This is a genomic window from Actinacidiphila sp. bgisy160 (assembly GCF_057707815.1).
This window is the reverse complement of sequence record NZ_JBYIQW010000010.1, coordinates 40087-58029: the sequence shown is the minus strand read 5'-3', so window position 1 is coordinate 58029 and position 17943 is coordinate 40087. Positions and strand designations below refer to the sequence as shown.

Below are 17943 nucleotides of genomic sequence, written 5' to 3'. Positions count from 1 at the left end.
CGGGGACGGAGCGTCGGCACGTGCCCGCGAGGTACGCCCGCCATCACCATCGCGAAGAACCCCGCGATCGGTCTTGCCTTCGGATGCCGACAATTTGGCTTCGCGCGACACCGTGCACCGGTGGTGCTGCCCAGTGCGGGGTGGATCGGGCGGAAGGGACGGACGGCACAACCGATGTGCGGCGGCACGGTCCGCCGCTCCGGTGTTGTGCGCGCGCACAGTGTCGCTCCCCGGTCGGCTGTCTAAGCTTTTCCGAAATGCACCGGCGACGACGTTCCGGGCCGGTCGGGGCCGCCTCCCCGGGCTGTCCACAGCGGCCACGGCGGCGGCGCCCGGCACCCCAGCAGCCGATACGGGCCGGGGGCCGGTGCCGGTGGGCCCGATGAGGAGGTACGGTCGCCGATGAGCCGAGAAGCAGCGGTCGCGCAGGACCTCAGGCAGGGTCGCTCCACCGGCGGGCATCGCGAGAGCCGGACCCGCCGGCCGGACCGCCCGCACGCCGCCACAGGACACGGGCTGGTCCGCGGGTCCGCGCTGAGCGGATTCCGTGAGCTGGTCACGGAGTTGGGCGGCGCGCCGGACGACCTGCTCCACTCCGCCGGGATCGAACCCGCGATGGCGGGCCGGTACGAGGAGTACCTGCCTTTTCGGCGTGTCATGGAGTTGCTGGAGGCCGCCGCCGAGAGCACCGGCACACCGGATCTGGGGCGCAGGCTGGGCCGGCGGCAGAGTGCGGACATCCTCGGACCCGTGGTACCCGCCGCGCGTACCGCCCGTACCCTCGCGGAGGCGGTCGAGGTCTTCAGCCGCTACCTCGGAACCTTCTCCACGGCCTGCTCGCTCTGGCTGGTCCCCCGACCCGCCGAAGGCCTGGCGTTCGTGGAGTTCCGCAGCGCCCTCGGCCGGCGGTGGCTCTATCCCCAGGGAGCCGAGGCGGTCCTGTCACGTGCGCTGACGGTGCTCAGGTTGCTGGCCGGTTCGCCCTTTCTTCCTGTCGACGTCCACGTTCCGCACCGCCCACTGACGTCTCAGGCCGACTATGAGAGCGACTACTGCACCACCGTGCTCTTCGACCAGCTCCGGCCGGGCTTCACCATCAGCGCCGCAGACCTGGACCGCCCCCTGGCCCACGACCCGGTCGCCCACCGCGTGCTCGTGGAGCATCTCAGCGAGACCACCCCGCGGCACAGCGCCTGCCTCGTACGCCCGGTCACGGAGCTCGCGGAGCAGATGCTGCCCATGGGAGTACCCACCGTCGAGGACATCGCCGCCCGCCTGGGGCTGCACTCGCGCGCCCTGCAACGGCGCCTCTCAGCAGAGGGGTTGTCCGTCACGGACCTGGTCGACGTGGTGCGCAGGGACACCGCCGAGCGGCTGCTCGCGGAGACGGACATGGCGTTGGGCCGGATCGCCCGCCGACTGGGCTACGCCGAGCAGAGCGCCCTGTCCCGTGCCTGCCGGCGCTGGTTCGGCATGACGCCCTCCGGCGTACGGCGCACGGCGCGGCAGAGCGGGACATCCGAGGCGGCCGCAGCGCACGCCTGACGTGGTTTGGACGCGCCGGCACAGTCTCGGTCGTGGTCCGTCCGGAGAACGAGCAAGCAGCAAAGGAATTCGCATGGGCCACCCCGACTCGCAGCTCCGCAGCTGCTGCCAGCCGCCACGCGCATCCGTGCCGGGCTCCGCGGAGTCCGTGGAACTGGTGCCCGGCTCGCGCAGGGCCGGTGGTGAGAGCGGATCAGTGGCGCTGCCAGGAGGCGAGTTCCTCATGGGGAGCGACAGCTCGGAGGGTTTCCCGGAAGACGGCGAGGGCCCGGTGCGCAGGGTGCGCGTCAACCCGTTCCGTATGGCCGTCCACACGGTGACCAACGCCGAATTCGCCCGGTTCGTCGAGCAGACCGGTCATGTCACCGAAGCCGAGCGGTTCGGCTGGTCGTACGTCTTCGCCTCCTTTCTGCCTGGCGCCCTGCGCAGGACCTCGCGCCGGCTGGGGGGCACCCCCTGGTGGTGCAGTGTCGAAGGGGCTTGCTGGCACGCGCCGGAGGGGCCGGGCAGCGACGTGGCGAGCCGGCGCGGGCATCCCGTCGTACATGTCTCCTGGAACGACGCCGACGCCTACTGCCGCTGGGCGGGTGGCCGACTGCCCACCGAGGCGGAGTGGGAGTACGCGGCACGCGGCGGGCTCGAGCAGCGTCGCTACCCGTGGGGGGACGAGCTGACTCCCGGCGGGGAGCACATGTGCAACATCTGGCAGGGCCACTTCCCCACGAAGAACACCGCCGAGGACGGCTACCGGGGTACGGCTCCGGTGGACGCGTACCAGCCGAACGGCTTCGGCCTGTACAACGTGGCCGGGAACGTCTGGGAGTGGTGCGCGGACGGGTGGACCACCGGCCACGGGGACCGTCCGCGCACCGATCCGGCCGCCCCTCGCACGGGCTCGGCGAAGGTCATCCGCGGCGGCTCCTATCTGTGCCACCGCTCGTACTGCAACCGCTACCGGGTGGCGGCCCGCACCTCCAACACTCCTGACAGCACCACAGGACACATGGGCTTCCGCTGCGCCTTCGACATCTGAGCCCACTCGTGTCTCTTCAGCTCGGGGCGGGCAGCCGACCGCCCGAACGACGAGAACCACCGGGTCGGCGACGAAGCGGGCGTCGCTGATCAGGAACGGTACTCACCGCGGCAGCGCCCGGCTGCCGAGGCGGTGCAGGAGCTCCAGGGCGAGGGACACGGCCAGGCGGCGCTCGGCGACCCGATACCCCAGCAGCGTCTCGGCGCGAGCGACCCGGTGGAGCACGGTGTTGCGATGGGTGTGCAGTCGCTCGGCTGTCCGCGGGGCGTTTCCGCCTTCGTCGAGGTAGACCCGCAGGGTCGACCGCAGGGTGAGGTGCGCCGGGTCGGCACCGCACAAAGGCCCCAGGGTGGAGGTGATGAACTCGGCCATGCGCTCCTCGTTCTGGCTGACGAGGGCGACGGCTTCGATCTCGTGGTAGGCGGTGAGCTGCTCTCCGTCGGGTGTGCCGGCGAGCAACCGCTGGGCGGCGAGCGCCGCGGCGTGGCTGCGCCTGAACCCGGTGATGCCGTCGCGGAGCGGTCCGAGGACCACACGAACCCTGGGAGCCGTGTGGGCCATGGCGTCGCGGAGTTCCTGCCAGTCCGGTTCGTGGCGGACGGGAAACCAGGCCCACAGCGTGCGCGTGCCGGCAGGAAGGGTGAGGGGCGGCCGGGAGCGGGCCGCTGTGGAGAGGGTTCCGGCAGCTTGCTCGAGCATTCCGTGGACCTCGCCCGGCGGATCGGACCACAGCACCGCGGCGACGTGTCTTGCGGTGAGGTCGTAGTTGAGCTGTCGGCCGGCTCGTTCGGCGCTGACGGGGGCTCCGTCAAGGAGAAGCCGGATCGTCTCGGCTCTCCGGGCCAGTGCCCCGGAGAGCAGGTCCTGGCGTTCCTGCTGCATCCGCGTGATGACCGTGTCCAGTACACGGTCGACGTATTCGTACATCAGGGCCGAAGACACCTGGAGCACCTCGACCAGGTCACCGCGGGACGGGACGGTCGCGGCTGCGAGGTCCATCCACCGCCGCCATGCCACGTTCTGGCCCCTGCGATAGGACTGCACGAGGGCGTCGAGCTCGGCGCCACGGCGCACCAGCGTCCGGGCCAGGTCGAGGGTCTCCAAAGGTGCGTCCCGGGAGACCGGCTCGCCGGGACGCATCTGCATGGCGGTCAGCCAGCGCAGCACGTTCGCCCGGCTGCTGGCCCGGCTCTCCGCGGCCAGCGTCGGGTCCTCGGCCAGGACCGGGGCCACCTCGAAGATGGCCGCGTCAATGTCCAGGAGGAGGGCGTCGACCTCGTCGAGGAGCCGTCCGGCGACCAGCTTGATCAAGGACGCGATGTCCGGGGCGGTCGACTCCATACCCTCAAGCTAACCACGCTGGTGCAGTGGCACAACGGACACCGCCGGTGCTGGGCAGCCGCACATCCTTCCGGCCGGCCGTTCCGACTTAACGTATGGCCACACCTGTCGCGGGAGGCGCACAGCGGTCGGCAGTGACGACCGCTCGCGGACGAATCCCGTGGGGCGGACTCCCGAAGTGGGCCCCCTCTCCCCGGACGGTGGCCGCCCTTGTCCCGCCCCTCGGAGGCTGACCATGACAACTCCCGCCGCCCCCCGTGACCACGGCCGGCCGCCGGAGGAGCACGAGCTCGCCTACGACGTCGTCGTGGTCGGCTCCGGCTTCGGCGGTTCGGTCGCCGCGCTGCGCCTGACCGAGAAGGGCTACCGTGTCGCCGTCCTGGAGGCCGGCCGCCGCTTCACCGCCGCCGACCTGCCGAGGAACTCGTGGGACCTGCGCAACTACCTGTGGGCTCCGGCTCTGCGCCTCTACGGCATCCAGCGCATCCACCTGCTGCGCAATGTGCTCGTCCTGGCCGGCGCGGGCGTCGGTGGCGGCTCCCTCAACTACGCCAACACCCTGTACGTGCCCCCGAAGGCGTTCTTCGACGATCCCCAGTGGGGCCACATCACCGACTGGCAGAAGGAGCTGGCACCCTTCTACGACCAGGCGCAGCGCATGCTCGGGGTGCGTCTCAACCCCACGCTCACCCCTTCCGACGTCCACCTGAAGACGGTTGCCGAGAAGATGGGGGTGGGGTCCAGCTTCCATATGGCGCCGGTCGGCGTGTTCTTCGGCGACGGCGAGGACGCGGGCTGCGGCCGCCGGACGCAGCCGGGTGAGGAGGTCGACGACCCGTACTTCGGCGGCGCGGGACCTGCTCGCCGGGCCTGCACCGAGTGCGGCGAGTGCATGACCGGCTGCCGCCACGGCGCCAAGAACATGCTCACCGAGAACTACCTGCACCTCGCCGAGCGCGGCGGCGCCGAGATCCACCCGCTCACCACCGTCACCCGGATCAGGGAGGAGGGCGACGGCTACGTCATCGACACCCGGCGCACCGACTCCCGCAGGCGCGGGCAGCGCAGCTTCACCGCCCGCCGTGTCGTGGTGGCCGCAGGCACCTACGGCACCCAGACCCTGCTGCACACCCTCAAGGCACGCCGCGACCTTCCGCACATCTCCGACCGGCTGGGCCACCTCAGCCGGACCAACTCCGAGGCCATCGTCACCGCACAGACCACGGACCGCCGCTACGGACGCCACGCCGACTTCACCAAGGGCGTGGCGATCACCTCCTCCATCCACCCGGACGAGAACACCCACATCGAGCCGGTCCGCTACGGCAGGGGCTCCAACTCCATGGGCCTGCTGGCCATACTCCAGGCCCCGGGTGGCGGCCGCGGGCCGCGATGGCTGAGCTTCCTCGCCACCTCTGTCCGGCACCCGGCCCTCTTCCTCCGCTCGCTGAGCAAACGCCGCTGGTCGGAGCGGACCATCATCGGTCTGGTCATGCAGTCCCTGGACAACTCCCTCACCGTCTCCCTCAAGCGCGTACGCAGGGGCAAGGGCGTGCTGACCTCTCGTCAGGGGCACGGAGCCCCCAACCCGACCTGGATCCCCGCCGCCGAGCAGGCCGCCGGCCTGCTCGCCGACGAGATCAACGGCTTCCCGGGCCACACCGTCGGTGAACTCCTCGACATCCCCTTGACCGCGCACTTCATCGGCGGCTGCCCCATCGGCGACAGCCCGGAAACCGGCGTGGTCGACCCTTACCACCGCCTCTACGGGCACCCGGGGGTCACCGTCGTCGACGGCTCCACCGTCTCCGCCAACCTGGGCGTCAACCCCTCCCTCACCATCACCGCCCAGACCGAGCGCGCCATGTCCATGTGGCCCAACAAGGGCGAATCCGACTCCCGGCCCACCCAGGGCGAGTCCTACCGCTACACCCCTCCGGTCAAGCCGAACCGTCCCGTCGTGCCCGACACCGCCTTCGCGGCCCTGCGCCTCCCGCTCCTCCCCATCCCCACCGTCCGCACGGAGACCGCCGACGGCCCCCAGCACGACGACTGAGCCGGCGGACCGGAGTTTCCGGTGCCGTCGAACCGCCACACGGACGGGGCCAGGTGGTCCGTGGCACCATCGAAGCGCTGGGCATGTGGCTCGCCAGGCGCGAGAGCGTCGCCCCGATGAACTCACCTTCGATCAGGTCCGCGACATGTGAGCGACTGCAGCTCCACCGACCATCACCCTTGCGGATCGCTCGGCTCCCACCGCGGCACGGCCGCGAACAATGCCACGACGTCCCACGGCGCGCACGGCCGATCACCGTGTGCGGGACGCCTGAGCCCTATTGATCACCCACCAGCCGAAAGCAGGAGTCTTGAACGCGAGCGAACTCGACTGGAACGACCCCACCGACCTGGAGAACGCCACCCGGGGCCTGGTCGGACGTCTCGACCCGTGCATCATCCGTGATGCGACCGGCAGTGTCGTCTGGGACAACGAGCGGTGGTCGTTCCTGGAGCAGAACTGCCCGGAGACCGCCCACCCCAGCCTGTGGCGGCAGGCCCGGCTGAACGCCCTCGACGGCCTCTTCGAGGTCGTGCCGGGCGTGTACCAGATCCGCGGCTTCGACATCTCCAACATGACCCTGGTCGAGGGTGACACCGGAGTGGTCGTCATCGACCCGCTGATCAGCGAGGAGTGCGCCGCCGCCGGGCTCGCCCTCTACCGCAGCCACCGCGGTGAGCGGCCGGTCAGCGCCGTCGTCTACACCCACAGCCACCTCGACCACTTCGGCGGCGTGGGCGGCGTGGTGGACCGTGCGGACGTCACCGCCGGCCGCGTCCCGGTGATCGCCCCGGAGGGCTTCATGGAGCACGCGGTCGGCGAGAACGTCATCGCCGGCCCCGCCATGCTCGTCCGTGCCGGCTACATGTACGGCAGGTCGCTGCCGGCCGATCCTGGCGGAATGATCGGTTTCGGCCTGGGCCAGGCCACCTCCAGCGGACGCATGGGCCTGATCGCCCCCACCGCGCTGATCGCCCGCACCGGGGAGGAGCTGGTCGTCGACGGCGTCCGGCTGGTCTTCCAGCTGACGCCGGGCACCGAGGCGCCCAGCGAGATGAACTTCCTGCTGCCCGACCACCGCGTCCTGCTGGTGGCCGAGAACGCCAACCACACACTCCACAACGTGCTGACCCTGCGCGGCGCCGAGGTCCGCGACGCGCAGGCCTGGGCCGGATACCTGACGGAGACCGTCCAGCTCTTCGCCGACCGCGCCGAAGTGCTGATCGGCTCCCACCACTGGCCCACCTGGGGCCGCGCGGAACTCACCACGCTCCTCTCCGAGCAACGGGACGCCTACGCCTACCTGCACGACCAGACCGTACGGCTGATGAACCGCGGCCTGACCGCGACGGAGATCGCCGAGGAGCTGCGGGAGTTCCCGGGAGACCTGGGCAGTGCCTGGCACGCCCGGGGCTACTACGGCACGCTCAGCCACAACAGCAAGGCCGTGTACCAGCGCTACATGGGCTGGTACGACGGCAACCCGGCCCATCTGTGGCAGCTCCCGCCCGAGGAGGCGGGCCGGCGCTACGTCGATCTCATGGGCGGCGCCGAGGCCGTGGTGAAGAAGGCCCGCGAGTCCTTCGACGCCGGGGACCTGCGCTGGGTCGCGGAGGTGCTCAACCACGTGCTGTTCGCCGAGCCCGACCACGCCGAGGCCCGAGAACTGCAAGCCGCGACCTTCGAACGGCTCGCCCACGGCGCGGAGAGCGGCATCTGGCGCAACTTCTACCTCTGCGGCGCCCACGAACTCCGCCGGCCCGCCGAGGCCCGGCGCGTCACGGCGGGCAACTCCGGCGCGGACATGATCCCGGCTCTCTCCACGCTGCAGATCTTCCAGTCCTGGGCGGTGCGCCTCGACGGTCCCGCGGCCGCGGCCCATCGGCTGCTGCTTCGGTGGGAGTTCACCGACACTGCGGAGACCTGGACGCTGCTGCTGGCCAACGGGGTGCTCACCCCGATGCGCGGCAACGTCCCCGGCGACGGGCAGCCGGACGCCGTACTCCGGCTGACCAGAGCCGAGTTCAACCGGGCGCTCCTGGGTGCGACGGACTTCGCCTCGGCCGAGGCCGCCGGAACGATCAGCGTCGAGGGCGACCGGCGCGCACTGCTCACCTTGCTGGGGCTGCTGGAGGAACCCGCCCTCACCTTCCCGGTCGCCCTGCCCTAGCAGTGCTTGTCCAGGTCGATATCGAGGTGGGCATGGCGCGGTGGCAGGTTGGGCAGGCGCCGGTCCAGGCAGCCAGGAGGATCTGCAGGTCGCACACGACCTGGCAGAGGCTCAGGCCGGCGCCGCGTCTTGGGCTCGGGCCCGTCGCTGCAGGGCAGAGAAGGCATGGGCGACGGATCACCCACGCCGTCGCTTCGGTCGGCGGCAGCATCCGCTCCCGGATGCGCCGCTGGCACCGGCCCGGGATTCCAGCGCTCGCGTCAGTCTCTGCCGCTTCCGCCCCGGCTCTAGGCACGTGGACCAAACGCCGGATATCTTCCGTCCCTGCCGCCCCTTGGAGCGGCACGGCACTGCTCGGGGAAGGGGGCGCCGTGCGCGAGTTCAGCCTTCCCCCCCGAGCGGAGCAGCTGCGGTCGGGGGGACTCGCCGACTCGGTGTACGAGGCGGCCGACAAGCGCCCGCACGCCGCTGTTCTGTCCCGGCGCGAGGGGCATGAAGGCGGCGTCTGGCAGGAGGTCGGGGCCGCGGCCTTCCGCGACGAGGTGGCCGAACTGGCCCGCGGTCTGGTGGCGGAGGGGATCCGCTTCGGCGAGCCGGTCGCGGTGATGGCCCGTACCCGGTACGAGTGGACGCTGTTCTCCTACGCGCTCTGGTCGGTGGGCGCCCGGATCGTCCCCGTCTATCCGACGTCCTCGGCGGAGCAGGTCCGCTGGATCCTCGCGGACTCCGGGGCGGTCGCGATCGTCGTCGAGCATGAGGACCACGCCATGACCGTGGGCGCCGTGTGCGACACGCTGCCCGCGCTGCGCCGGATCTGGCAGCTCGACGCGGGGTGCGTGCCGTGGCTGGCCGCGCGGGGCCGGCAGGTCCACCCGGTGCTGCTGAACCAGTTCCGCTGGGCGGTCGAGCCGCAGTCGGTGGCGGTGATCGCCTACACCTCGGGCACCACGGGGCCGCCCAGGGGCTGCCTGATCACCCACGCCAACCTCGCCGCCGAGTGCGACACCCTGCTGGCCGGGTACGGCTCGATCTTCGCCCCTCCGGGGGTGCGGCCCTCGGTACTGGCGTTCCTGCCCATGGCGCACATCTACGGGCTGATGGTGACCACCTGCGCGGTACGCGGGGGCGTGCTGCTGGGTCACCAGCCCGACCTGGCGCCGGGCGAACTCCTCCCGGCGTTCCGCTCCTTCCGGCCGACGATCCTGCTCGCCGTCCCGTACGTCTATGAGAAGATCATCCAGGGCGCGCGCAACGCCGCCGCCCGCGGCGGCAAGGCCCATGTCTTCGACCGGGCCGCGGACGTGGCGGTGCGGTACGCCGAGGCCGTGGAGCGGCACGCGCTGGGATCAGGGCCGGGGCCCGGACCGCTGCTGCGGGCGGCGCACTCGGCGTTCGAGCGGCTGGTGTACGCGCGGATCCGGGAGGTGCTGGGCGGCCGCGTGCACTACACCGTCTCGGGCGGGTCCCCGCTCAGCCGGGAGCTGTCGCTGCTGTTCGCGGGCGCCGGGCTCACCATCCACGACGGGTACGGGCTGACCGAGACCACCGCCGCGGTGACCGCGCAGCCGCTGGGGAAGGTGCGGTTCGGCACCGTGGGCCGACCGCTGCCGGGCAGCGCGGTACGGATCGCGCCGGACGGCGAGGTGCTGGTCCGGGGGACGACGGTCTTCGCCGGCTACCACGCCGACCCGGTAGCCAACCACGAGGTGTGGCGCCGCGGCGGCTGGATGGCGACCGGGGACATGGGCTCGCTCGACCCGGACGGGTACCTGACGATCACCGGACGCAAGAAGGACATCATCATCACCAGCGGCGGCAAGAGCGTGGCGCCGCTGGTGCTGGAGGAGCGGCTGCGGGCGCATCCGCTGGTCTCGCAGTGCATCGTGATCGGCGACAACAGGCCCTTCGTCGCCGCGCTGATCACCCTGGACCGGGAGGCCGTCCAGCTGCGGACCGCGATGACCGAGCCGGACGTGCACGCCGAGGTCCAGCGCGCGGTGTCGATGGCCAACGCGGCGGTCTCGCGCGCCGAGTCGATCCGGGCGTTCCGCATCCTGCCGCACGAGTTCTCGGTGGAGAACGGGATGCTCACGCCCTCGCTCAAGCTCCGCAGGATCAGGATCGTCAGCGAGTACGCGGCGCAGATCGAGTCGATCTACGCCTCGCCGGCCTCCTGAGCGGCCCCGCCCGCGCCGCCCCCGTCCAGCAGCCGGCCCAGCCGGTCGAGGAAGGTCCGTTGCGCGGAGAGGATCCTCCCGTGGGCTGCGGGGCCGAGCGGGAACCAGGCGGCCCGGTCGACCTCGGGGAACTCCCGGACCCGGCCGGAACCGCGGGGCCACTCCATGGAGAAGGTCCCGGGCACCACGAGGCCGGTGTCGAGGTCGCCCTCCAGTGCCCAGACGGTGACGATCTTCCCGTTGGGCTGCCGGTTCTCGCCGAGCGGCAGCAGCTCGCCCGCGGGCACCGGCAGGCCCAGCTCCTCCAGGAACTCGCGCCGGGCGGCCGCCTCGGCGGTCTCGTCGGGCTCGTACTCGCCCTTGGGGATGGTCCACGCCCCCTCGTCCCTGGACGCCCAGAAGGGGCCGCCCATGTGGGCCAGCAGCACCTCGGGCGCGCCGCCCGAGGTGCCGCGGAAGAGCAGGATCCCCGCGCTGCGCTTGACCGCCTTGTCCGCCATCCGACCAGTGTGGCCGGTCAGTCGTGGGCCAGCCACAGGTCGGGGCCGAAGACCTCGTAGTGCACCGCCGAGGCGGGCACACCCCGCTCGAGGAGCTGGGCCCGCACGGCGCGCATGAAGGGCAGCGGCCCGCACAGGTAGGCCCGCAGGCCGTCCGGCAGCGCGACGCCGGACAGGTCGACCCGGCCGGCGCGGTCGCCGGGGGCGGCGTCGGTGCCCGGGTCCTCGTACCAGAAGTGGGCTGCGCCCCCGGGGAGCTTCTCGGCCAGGGCGCGGTGGTCGGCGGCGTGGGCATGATGCCCCGGGGTCCGGTCGCCGTGGACCACGGTGACGGGCGCCTCGTAGCCGTCGCCGGCGAGCCGGTGCAGCATGGCGAGCATCGGGGTGCAGCCGATGCCGGCCGAGGCGAGCAGCAGCGGGCCGCCGTCGTCGGCGAGGACGATGTCGCCGTAGGGGGCCGACAGTTCGACGCGGGCACCCTCGCCGACGTGGTCGTGGAGGTGGCTGGAGACCTCGCCGTCGGGGCTCGCGGCGACGCCGCGCTCGCGCTTGACGGTGATCTGCCGGGTGCTGTCGCCGGGGGCGCCGGAGAGGCTGTACTGCCGGATCTGCCGGGCGCCGTCGGGGAGTTCGACGCGGACCGAGACGTACTGGCCGGGGCCGAAGTCGGGCAGCGGCGCTCCGTCCGCGGGACGGAGCCGGAAGGAGACGACGTCCTCGGTCTCCCGCACCTTCTCGGCGACCTCCCAGGGGCGCCAGGTGTCCCCGGCCAGGACGCCGCGCTCGGCGTACAGCCGCTGCTCGATGGCGATGAGGGCGTTCGCCATCAGCCAGTACACCTCGTCCCAGGCGGCGGCGACCTCCTCGGTGACCGCGTCGCCCAGCACTTCCGCGATGGCGGCGAAGAGGTGCTTCTGCACGATGTGGTACTGGCCGGGGGTGATGCCGAGCGACGCGTGCTTGTGGGCGATGCGGGCGAGCATCGCGTCGGGGCGCTGTCCGGGGTGCTCGACCAGGGCGGTGGCGAAGTGGGCGAAGGCTCCGGCGAGGGCCTCGCGCTGGGTGCCGGCCGCCTGGTTGCCACGGTTGAACAGGTCCCTCAGCAACTCGGGGTGCGCGGCGAAGAGCCGGTCGTAGAAGAGCGCGGTGATCTCGGAGATCGCGCCGCCGACGGCGGGCAGGGTGGCGCGGACGGTCGCTGCGGACTTCTCGCTGAGCATGAACGGCTCCCTAATTGGTATCTGAAAATCGCATTAAAGGGCGTGCGAAGGCCCGCCCTCGACGGGTGGTGGTCAGGTGGATCGGATCAGTCCAGCGGGCCGGGCGGACCGGAGCCGATCAGCCCCACCAGAACGGGTCCGGTGGGTGCGGCGGTCAGGTCGGTGACGGTCAGCGGGTCCAGGGAGGCGTAGAAGGCCTCCTGCGCCTGGCGCAGCGCGCCGCGGAGCCGGCAGGCACCGGCCAGCGGGCAGGGCGTATCGCCCTCGCAGTCCACGACATCGCCGACCCCCTCCAGCTCGCGCACCAGCCGGCCGACCGAGGCCGTCCGTCCGGCGGCGGTGAGCTCCAGGCCACCGCCGCGCCCGCGGCGGGTCTCGACGACCCCCAGGTGCTGCAGCCGGGCCACGACCTTGGCCAGGTGCGAGTACGGGACCCGCATCGCCTCGGCCACGTCCCGGGCGGTGGACGGCTCGTCCTTGACGGCGAGGGCCATCACCGCACGGAGCGCGAGGTCTGTGGACTTCGTCAGGCGCATGCCTTGAGGCTAGATAATACGAATCCGGGATTCAAGTTAAGACGGGGCCGTGCGGTCCACGTCACACGTACTCCGCGGCGGCGTCCAGCAGCCAGTCGGCGAGGTAGCCGGCGAAGGAGGAACGGACCAGCACCCAGAAGCCCGCCCTCGCCTCCTCCCGGGCCACCAGCACCACCTGGGCGCGGGCCAGGGTGGTCTGCGCGCAACTGCCGGGGGTGAACACCCGCGGGTCCAGGTCGAGCGAGCAGCCGTGCGCCAGCAGGTCGCGGGCGCGGGGGCCGGAGACCAGCAGGGTGGTGCGCTGGGCGGAGACGTCGGTGACGGAGACGTGCGCCTCGCCCGCGGCCTTGCGCAGCCGGGCCTCCAGGTCCTCCTGGGTACCGGGCGAACCGACGACGAGCCACTGGTCGGGACCGAGCCACAGGACCGCCAGGTCCCCGGTGCGAACGGCGGTGCACGGCTCCAGGGGCAGCGGCGCGCCCAGGGCGAGCCCGGTGGGCTCGGCGGCCGGGCCCCCGGGGTCCAGGCGCAGGTCGATCTGCGTCAGGAAAGGCAGTTCGGCCAGGTGCAGGGCGCCTCCCGACGCGCGGCTCACGGCGGCGAGCCGGCCGGCCGCGGCCGACAGCGGACTGAGGTGGGTGACGGTGTCAGCCATCGCGGCGGGCCCCCTCGGGGTCGTAGAGGACGGGGGAGGCGACGGTCACGGGCACCGGACGGCCGTCGACGGGTGCGTACAGCCGCTCCCCGACCCGTTCCCGGCCGCCCTTGACCAGGGCGAGCGCGAACGTGCGGCCGAGGGCGGCGCTGCGGTAGCTGGAGCTGACGTGGCCGAGGGCCGGGACGGGCGGCGCGGGCGGCACCGGTTCCGCGACGAGGTGGGTGCCCTCCGGGAGCAGCAGGCCCGGGTCCTCCGGCAGCAGGCCGACGAGCTGCTTGCGGTCGGGGCGGGCGGTGTCGGTGCGGGCGTGCGACCGCTTGCCGATGAAGTCGCGCTTCTTCTTCGACACGACCCAGCCCATGCCTAGGTCCTGCGGGGTGACCGTGCCGTCGGTGTCCTGGCCGACGATCGGATAGCCCTTCTCGGCGCGCAGCACGTGCATGGTCTCGGTGCCGTACGGGGTGGCTCCGGTGGCCCGCACCGCCTCCCAGAGGACCGTCGCCCGCCAGGGCGACACGTTGATCTCGTACGCGAGCTCCCCGGAGAAGCTGATCCGGCACACCCGGGCCGACAGCCCCGCCACCACGGCGTCGCGCCAGGCCATGAAGGGGAACTCGGCCTTGCTTACAGCCAGTTGGGGGGCGAGTGCGCCCAGCACCTCGCGGGAGCGCGGGCCCACGAGGGCGACGGTGGCCCACTGCTCGGTCACCGAGGTGCAGTGGACACGCAGTTCCGGCCACTCGGTCTGCAGCCACTCCTCCATCCAGTCCAGGACCGCCGCGGCATTGCCCGTGGTGGTGGTCACCAGGAAGCGGTCCTCCGCGAGCCGGATGACGGTGCCGTCGTCGAAGACCATGCCGTCCTGGCGGCACATGACGCCGTAGCGGATCATGCCCGGACGGAGGGTGGACATCAGGTTGGTGTACATCCGGTCCAGGAACTCCGCGGCGTCCGGGCCCTGGACGTCGATCTTGCCGAGGGTCGAGGCGTCCATGAAGGCCACGTCCTCGCGTGCGGCCCGGCACTCGCGCAGGACGGCGGCCGCCATGTCCTCGCCGGGGCGCGGGTAGTACCGGGGGCGCTTCCACTGCCCGACGTCCTCGAGGACCGCGCCGCCGGCGAGGTGGCGGCCGTGCAGCGCCGTCACGCGGACCGGGTCGTGGAGCGCGCCCCGGTCGCGGCCCGCGAGCGCGGCGAAGGACACCGGCGCGTACGGGGGGCGGTACGTCGTCGTGCCGAGGGCGGACACCTCCACGCCGAGCAGGCCGGCGACGACGCCCGAGGCCAGGACGCCGGAGGTCTTCCCCTGGTCGTTCGCGGTGCCCGCGGTGGTGTATCGCTTGGTGTGCTCCACCGAGCGCATCCCGGCCCCGGTGGCGCGCCGCAGGTCGGCCACGGTGACGTCGCGCTGCAGGTCGACGAAGCGCGGACCGGGGGCCGGTACGGGCACGTCGAAGAGGGTGAGCGGCAGGCGGCGGGGGTCCGGCTGCGCCGGCGGGACGCCGGGCCGGCCCGGCGTGAAGCCCTCGGCCGCGAGCGCCCGGGCGGCGGCCGCGACGCCCTCGGCGGGTGTGGCGGCGAACTCCACAGCCTGGTGCGTCGATCCGGGAACCGGGACGAAGGTGCCGCGGGCCTCGTCGTACCGCACGGCCCCGCCGGCCTGGCCGAAGAGGTGGCCGACGGGGTTCCAGCCGCCCGAGACCAGCAGCAGGTCGGCCGCGATCCGCCGGTCGCCGAGGAGCACGGCCGTCAGCCGGCCGGTCCCCTCCGTGCCGGTGACGTACACGCCGTCGCGCGCGTCGGCGACCGCCGCGATCTCCACGCCGGCGGCGGCCAGGTCGCGGGCGACGGCACCGGTGCTGTCGTTGGTGGTGAACACGACCGCCCGGCGGCCGGGGACGACCCCGTACCGGCGGACGTAGGCGCGGGCCGCGCCGGCCAGCATGACGCCGGGGCGGTCGTTGTCGGGGAACGCCAGGGAGCGCTCGTGCGCGCCGGTGGCCAGCACGACCCGCCGGGCGCGCACCCGGTGGACGCGTTCGCGGGAGACGTGGGCGGGGGCGGCGGCGCCGAGGTGGTTGGTGCGGCGCTCCAGGGCGAGGACGTGGTTGTCGTCGTAGTGGCCGAAGACAGTCGTCCGGCGCAGGACGCGGATCCCGGGTTCGGCGGCGAGGAGGGCCTCGGTCTCCGCGACCCACTCCAGGTGCTGTCCGCTGCCCAGCAGGCTGCCGCCCGGTTCCGGCTGGTCGTCGGCGACGATCACCCGCGCCCCGCTGCCGGCCGCCGTGGCCGCGGCCGCGAGCCCGGTGGGGCCCGCGCCGACCACGAGCAGGTCGCAGTGGGCGTGGACGGCGTCGTAGCGGGCCGGGTCGGGACCGGTGGCGAGCCTGCCCTGACCGGGCAGGCTCGTGGCGACGAGGCCGTCGTACAGCTCGACGGTCGTCGCGGGCAGCATCGGTTCGGGGAAGGGGGCCTCGATCTGCACCACGGCGTTGGGCTCCTCCACCCCGGCGGAGAAGATGCCGCGCGGACGCCCCAGTCTGATGCCGGTGCCGGTGGCGATGACCCCGCCCGCGAGCAGCGCGGAGGCAAGGGTGTCCCCGCGGTAGCCGGTGTACGTGACGCCGTCGAAGGTGAACGTCAGGGGCGTTGCGCGGTCGATCCGCCCGCCCTCGGCGAGCCGGAAGGGCTGCGCGGGGTCGCGGGCGGGCCGTAGGGACGGGACCGGGACCGCCTGCGCGCGCGGCACGGAGGGGCCGGGCGGGCGTTCCGGTACGGCGGCCGGGGCCGGGGCCGGGGAGGCGCCGCCGGCGAAGCGGTTCGTCGCCGTGTCGCGCACCGCGTCGAACCAGCGGCGGCATCCCGCGGCGTGCATCCAGCGCTCGGCAAAGGGGCCCTTGGGGTTGTCGCGGAAGAAGAGGTGGCGGGCCCACTCCTCGTCCGTCAGGGCCGCCGGGTCCGGCGGGTAGGCGAGGTGCGCCTGACCGCCGTAGTGGAACTCGGCCTCGTCTCGGGGCCCGCACCACGGGCAGGGGATGAGCAGCATCGATCGGGCTCCTCAGTGGGCGACCGCGGCCGCGCCGTGCTCGTCGACGAGCGCGCCGGTGGTGAATCGTTCGAGCGAGAAGGGCGCGGCCAGGGCGTGCGGGGTGTCGTGGGCGATGGTGTGCGCGTAGACCGAGCCCACACCGGGGGTGGCCTTGAAACCGCCGGTGCCCCAGCCGCAGTTGAGGTAGAGACCGCGCACGGGGGTGAGACCGACGATCGGTGACGCGTCCGGGCTGACGTCGACGATGCCGCCCCAGGTGCGCAGCAGGTGGGCACGGGCGAAGACCGGGAAGAGCTCCAGCACGGCGGCCATCTGCCGCTCGATCACGTGGAACGCGCCGCGCTGGGTGTAGGAGTTGTAGGCGTCGATACCCGCGCCCATGACCAGTTCGCCCTTGTGGGCCTGGCTGACGTACACGTGCACGGCGTTGGACATGACGACCGTGGGGTGCACTGGCTCCAGCAGCTCGCTCACCAGCGCCTGCAGTGGGTGGCTCTGCAGGGGCAGGTCGAAACCGGCCATTCGCGCCAGCACCGAGGAGTGTCCTGCCGCGCAGAGCGCCACCTTCCCCGCCGCGATGGGCCCGAGGTTCGTCCGTACCCCGGTGACCCGGCCGTCGCTGACGTCGATGCCGGTCACCTCGCAGTTCTGGATCAGGTCGATCCCCGCGGCGTCGGCCGACCGGGCCAGGCCCCACGCGACATGGTCGTGCTTGGCGATGCCCGCGCGCGGCTGGTAGGTCGCGCCCAGCACCGGGTAGCGGACGTCGGGGGAGGTGTTGACGATCGGGCAGACCTCCTTCACCTGCGCGGGGTCGAGCCACTGGGCGTCGACCCCGTTCAGCCGGTTGGCCTCGACCCTGCGGACGCCTTCCCGCACGTCCTGGAGGCTGTGGGCGAGGTTGAGCACCCCGCGCTGGGAGAAGAGGATCGGGTAGTCCAGCTCCTCCTCCAGGCCCTCCCACAGCTTCAGGGCGTGCTCGTAGATGCCCGCGCTCTCGTCCCACAGGTAGTTGGAGCGGATGATCGTGGTGTTGCGGGCCATGTTGCCGCCCGCGAGCCAGCCCTTCTCCAGCACGGCCACGTCGGTGATGCCGTGGTTGCGCGCCAGGTAGTGCGCGGTGGCCAGGCCGTGCCCGCCCGCGCCGACGACGACCACGTCGTAGGAGCGCTTGGGCTCGGGCGTGCGCCACAGGAAGTCGGGGTGCTCGGGAAGGCCGGCGCCCGGGGTGAGGGGGGTCATCGGGCGCCGTCTCCGTCCTGCGGCAGGCGCGGGTGGAGCGGGTGCGCGGCGGCGAGGGCCTCGGTACGGGCGCGCGGCGCGGGCAGGTCGGGGCCGGGGCACAGGGCGAGCGCGACGATGTCGGCGACCTCGGCGAAGGCGTCCTCGGTGAAGCCGCGCGTGGCCGGCGCGGGCGTGCCGATCCGCAGCCCCGAGGTGACCATGGGCGGCCGCGGTCCGAAGCGGACGGCGTTGCGGTCGACGGTGGCGCCGACGGGGTGCAGGAGGTCCTCGGCCTGCCGGCCGTCGAGGGCCATCTCCAGGGTGGAGCGCCGGCGGGCCGGTCCGGCCCGCAGCGCGGCGTGCGCCTCGGGGCCGAGCTCGGACAGGCGGGCGGTGAGCGGGTTCATGCGCGGGGCTTCCTCTCAGCGGCGGCG

12 protein-coding genes and 1 pseudogene are annotated in these 17943 nt (G+C 72.8%); 5 read left to right on the top strand and 8 right to left on the bottom strand.

Annotated features, from left to right (window positions below):
- Nucleotides 1–402: 402 nt before the first annotated feature.
- Nucleotides 403–1545, top strand: a complete 1143-nt coding sequence (locus AC3EUJ_RS11695; protein WP_431961020.1) for an AraC family transcriptional regulator — start codon at nt 403–405, stop codon at nt 1543–1545.
- A gap of 73 nt (nt 1546–1618) precedes the next feature.
- Nucleotides 1619–2578 (top strand): formylglycine-generating enzyme family protein, encoded by a 960-nt coding sequence (locus AC3EUJ_RS11690; RefSeq protein ID WP_431961019.1) that lies wholly within the window; start codon nt 1619–1621, stop codon nt 2576–2578.
- A gap of 102 nt (nt 2579–2680) precedes the next feature.
- Here AC3EUJ_RS11690 and AC3EUJ_RS11685 read toward each other — a convergent pair whose 3' ends face one another.
- Entirely contained in the window at nt 2681–3919 is a 1239-nt protein-coding gene (locus AC3EUJ_RS11685) for a PucR family transcriptional regulator (protein ID WP_431961018.1), read from the bottom strand.
- 235 nt (nt 3920–4154) lie between these two features.
- Here AC3EUJ_RS11685 and AC3EUJ_RS11680 point away from each other — a divergent pair, with 235 nt between their 5' ends.
- The 3 genes from AC3EUJ_RS11680 to AC3EUJ_RS11670 all read left to right on the top strand — a co-directional run bounded on the left by AC3EUJ_RS11680 (nt 4155) and on the right by AC3EUJ_RS11670 (nt 10322).
- Nucleotides 4155–5975 carry a GMC oxidoreductase gene (locus tag AC3EUJ_RS11680; protein ID WP_431961017.1) on the top strand — a complete coding sequence of 607 codons (1821 nt, stop codon included), beginning with the start codon at nt 4155–4157 and terminating at the stop codon, nt 5973–5975.
- A 310-nt stretch (nt 5976–6285) separates the two neighbouring features.
- A complete protein-coding gene (locus AC3EUJ_RS11675; protein ID WP_431961016.1) occupies nt 6286–8145 on the top strand; it encodes an alkyl/aryl-sulfatase in 1860 nt (619 codons plus the stop codon).
- Between the two features lie 371 nt (nt 8146–8516).
- Nucleotides 8517–10322 (top strand): AMP-dependent synthetase/ligase, encoded by a 1806-nt coding sequence (locus AC3EUJ_RS11670; RefSeq protein ID WP_431961015.1) that lies wholly within the window; start codon nt 8517–8519, stop codon nt 10320–10322.
- Here AC3EUJ_RS11670 and AC3EUJ_RS11665 read toward each other — a convergent pair.
- The 7 genes and pseudogenes from AC3EUJ_RS11665 to AC3EUJ_RS11635 form a co-directional block, all read right to left on the bottom strand.
- Entirely contained in the window at nt 10301–10822 is a 522-nt protein-coding gene (locus AC3EUJ_RS11665; protein ID WP_431961014.1) for an NUDIX hydrolase, read from the bottom strand. The two genes, AC3EUJ_RS11670 and AC3EUJ_RS11665, sit on opposite strands and share 22 nt — an antisense overlap.
- Before the next feature lie 17 nt (nt 10823–10839).
- Complete coding sequence (locus AC3EUJ_RS11660) at nt 10840–12042, bottom strand: globin domain-containing protein (protein ID WP_431961013.1); 1203 nt, start codon at nt 12040–12042, stop codon at nt 10840–10842.
- An 86-nt stretch (nt 12043–12128) separates the two neighbouring features.
- Complete coding sequence (locus tag AC3EUJ_RS11655; RefSeq protein WP_431961012.1) at nt 12129–12578, bottom strand: RrF2 family transcriptional regulator; 450 nt, start codon at nt 12576–12578, stop codon at nt 12129–12131.
- Nucleotides 12579–12639: 61 nt separating this feature from the next.
- On the bottom strand, nt 12640–13233 hold the full coding sequence (locus AC3EUJ_RS11650) for a sarcosine oxidase subunit gamma (protein WP_431961011.1): 594 nt from the start codon (nt 13231–13233) through the stop codon (nt 12640–12642).
- Complete coding sequence (locus AC3EUJ_RS11645; protein WP_431961010.1) at nt 13226–16282, bottom strand: sarcosine oxidase subunit delta; 3057 nt, start codon at nt 16280–16282, stop codon at nt 13226–13228. Before AC3EUJ_RS11645 ends, AC3EUJ_RS11650 begins: the two co-directional genes overlap by 8 nt.
- Nucleotides 16283–16294: 12 nt before the next feature.
- A complete protein-coding gene (locus tag AC3EUJ_RS11640; protein WP_431961009.1) occupies nt 16295–17527 on the bottom strand; it encodes a sarcosine oxidase subunit beta family protein in 1233 nt (410 codons plus the stop codon).
- Nucleotides 17524–17817 (bottom strand): annotated as a pseudogene (locus tag AC3EUJ_RS11635) (serine hydroxymethyltransferase); the annotation flags it as partial. The pseudogene AC3EUJ_RS11635 and the gene AC3EUJ_RS11640, both read right to left, overlap by 4 nt.
- Nucleotides 17818–17943: the final 126 nt, after the last annotated feature.

Bases quoted from the DNA above. Each gene is read 5' to 3' on its own strand.
- AC3EUJ_RS11695 (WP_431961020.1), top strand. From the start codon at position 403: ATGAGCCGAGAAGCAGCGGTCGCGCAGGACCTCAGGCAGGGTCGCTCC.
- AC3EUJ_RS11690 (WP_431961019.1), top strand. From the start codon at position 1,619: ATGGGCCACCCCGACTCGCAGCTCCGCAGCTGCTGCCAGCCGCCACGC.
- AC3EUJ_RS11685 (WP_431961018.1), bottom strand. From the start codon at position 3,919: ATGGAGTCGACCGCCCCGGACATCGCGTCCTTGATCAAGCTGGTCGCC.
- AC3EUJ_RS11680 (WP_431961017.1), top strand. From the start codon at position 4,155: ATGACAACTCCCGCCGCCCCCCGTGACCACGGCCGGCCGCCGGAGGAG.
- AC3EUJ_RS11665 (WP_431961014.1), bottom strand. From the start codon at position 10,822: ATGGCGGACAAGGCGGTCAAGCGCAGCGCGGGGATCCTGCTCTTCCGC.
- AC3EUJ_RS11660 (WP_431961013.1), bottom strand. From the start codon at position 12,042: ATGCTCAGCGAGAAGTCCGCAGCGACCGTCCGCGCCACCCTGCCCGCC.
- AC3EUJ_RS11655 (WP_431961012.1), bottom strand. From the start codon at position 12,578: ATGCGCCTGACGAAGTCCACAGACCTCGCGCTCCGTGCGGTGATGGCC.
- AC3EUJ_RS11650 (WP_431961011.1), bottom strand. From the start codon at position 13,233: ATGGCTGACACCGTCACCCACCTCAGTCCGCTGTCGGCCGCGGCCGGC.
- AC3EUJ_RS11645 (WP_431961010.1), bottom strand. From the start codon at position 16,282: ATGCTGCTCATCCCCTGCCCGTGGTGCGGGCCCCGAGACGAGGCCGAG.
- AC3EUJ_RS11640 (WP_431961009.1), bottom strand. From the start codon at position 17,527: ATGACCCCCCTCACCCCGGGCGCCGGCCTTCCCGAGCACCCCGACTTC.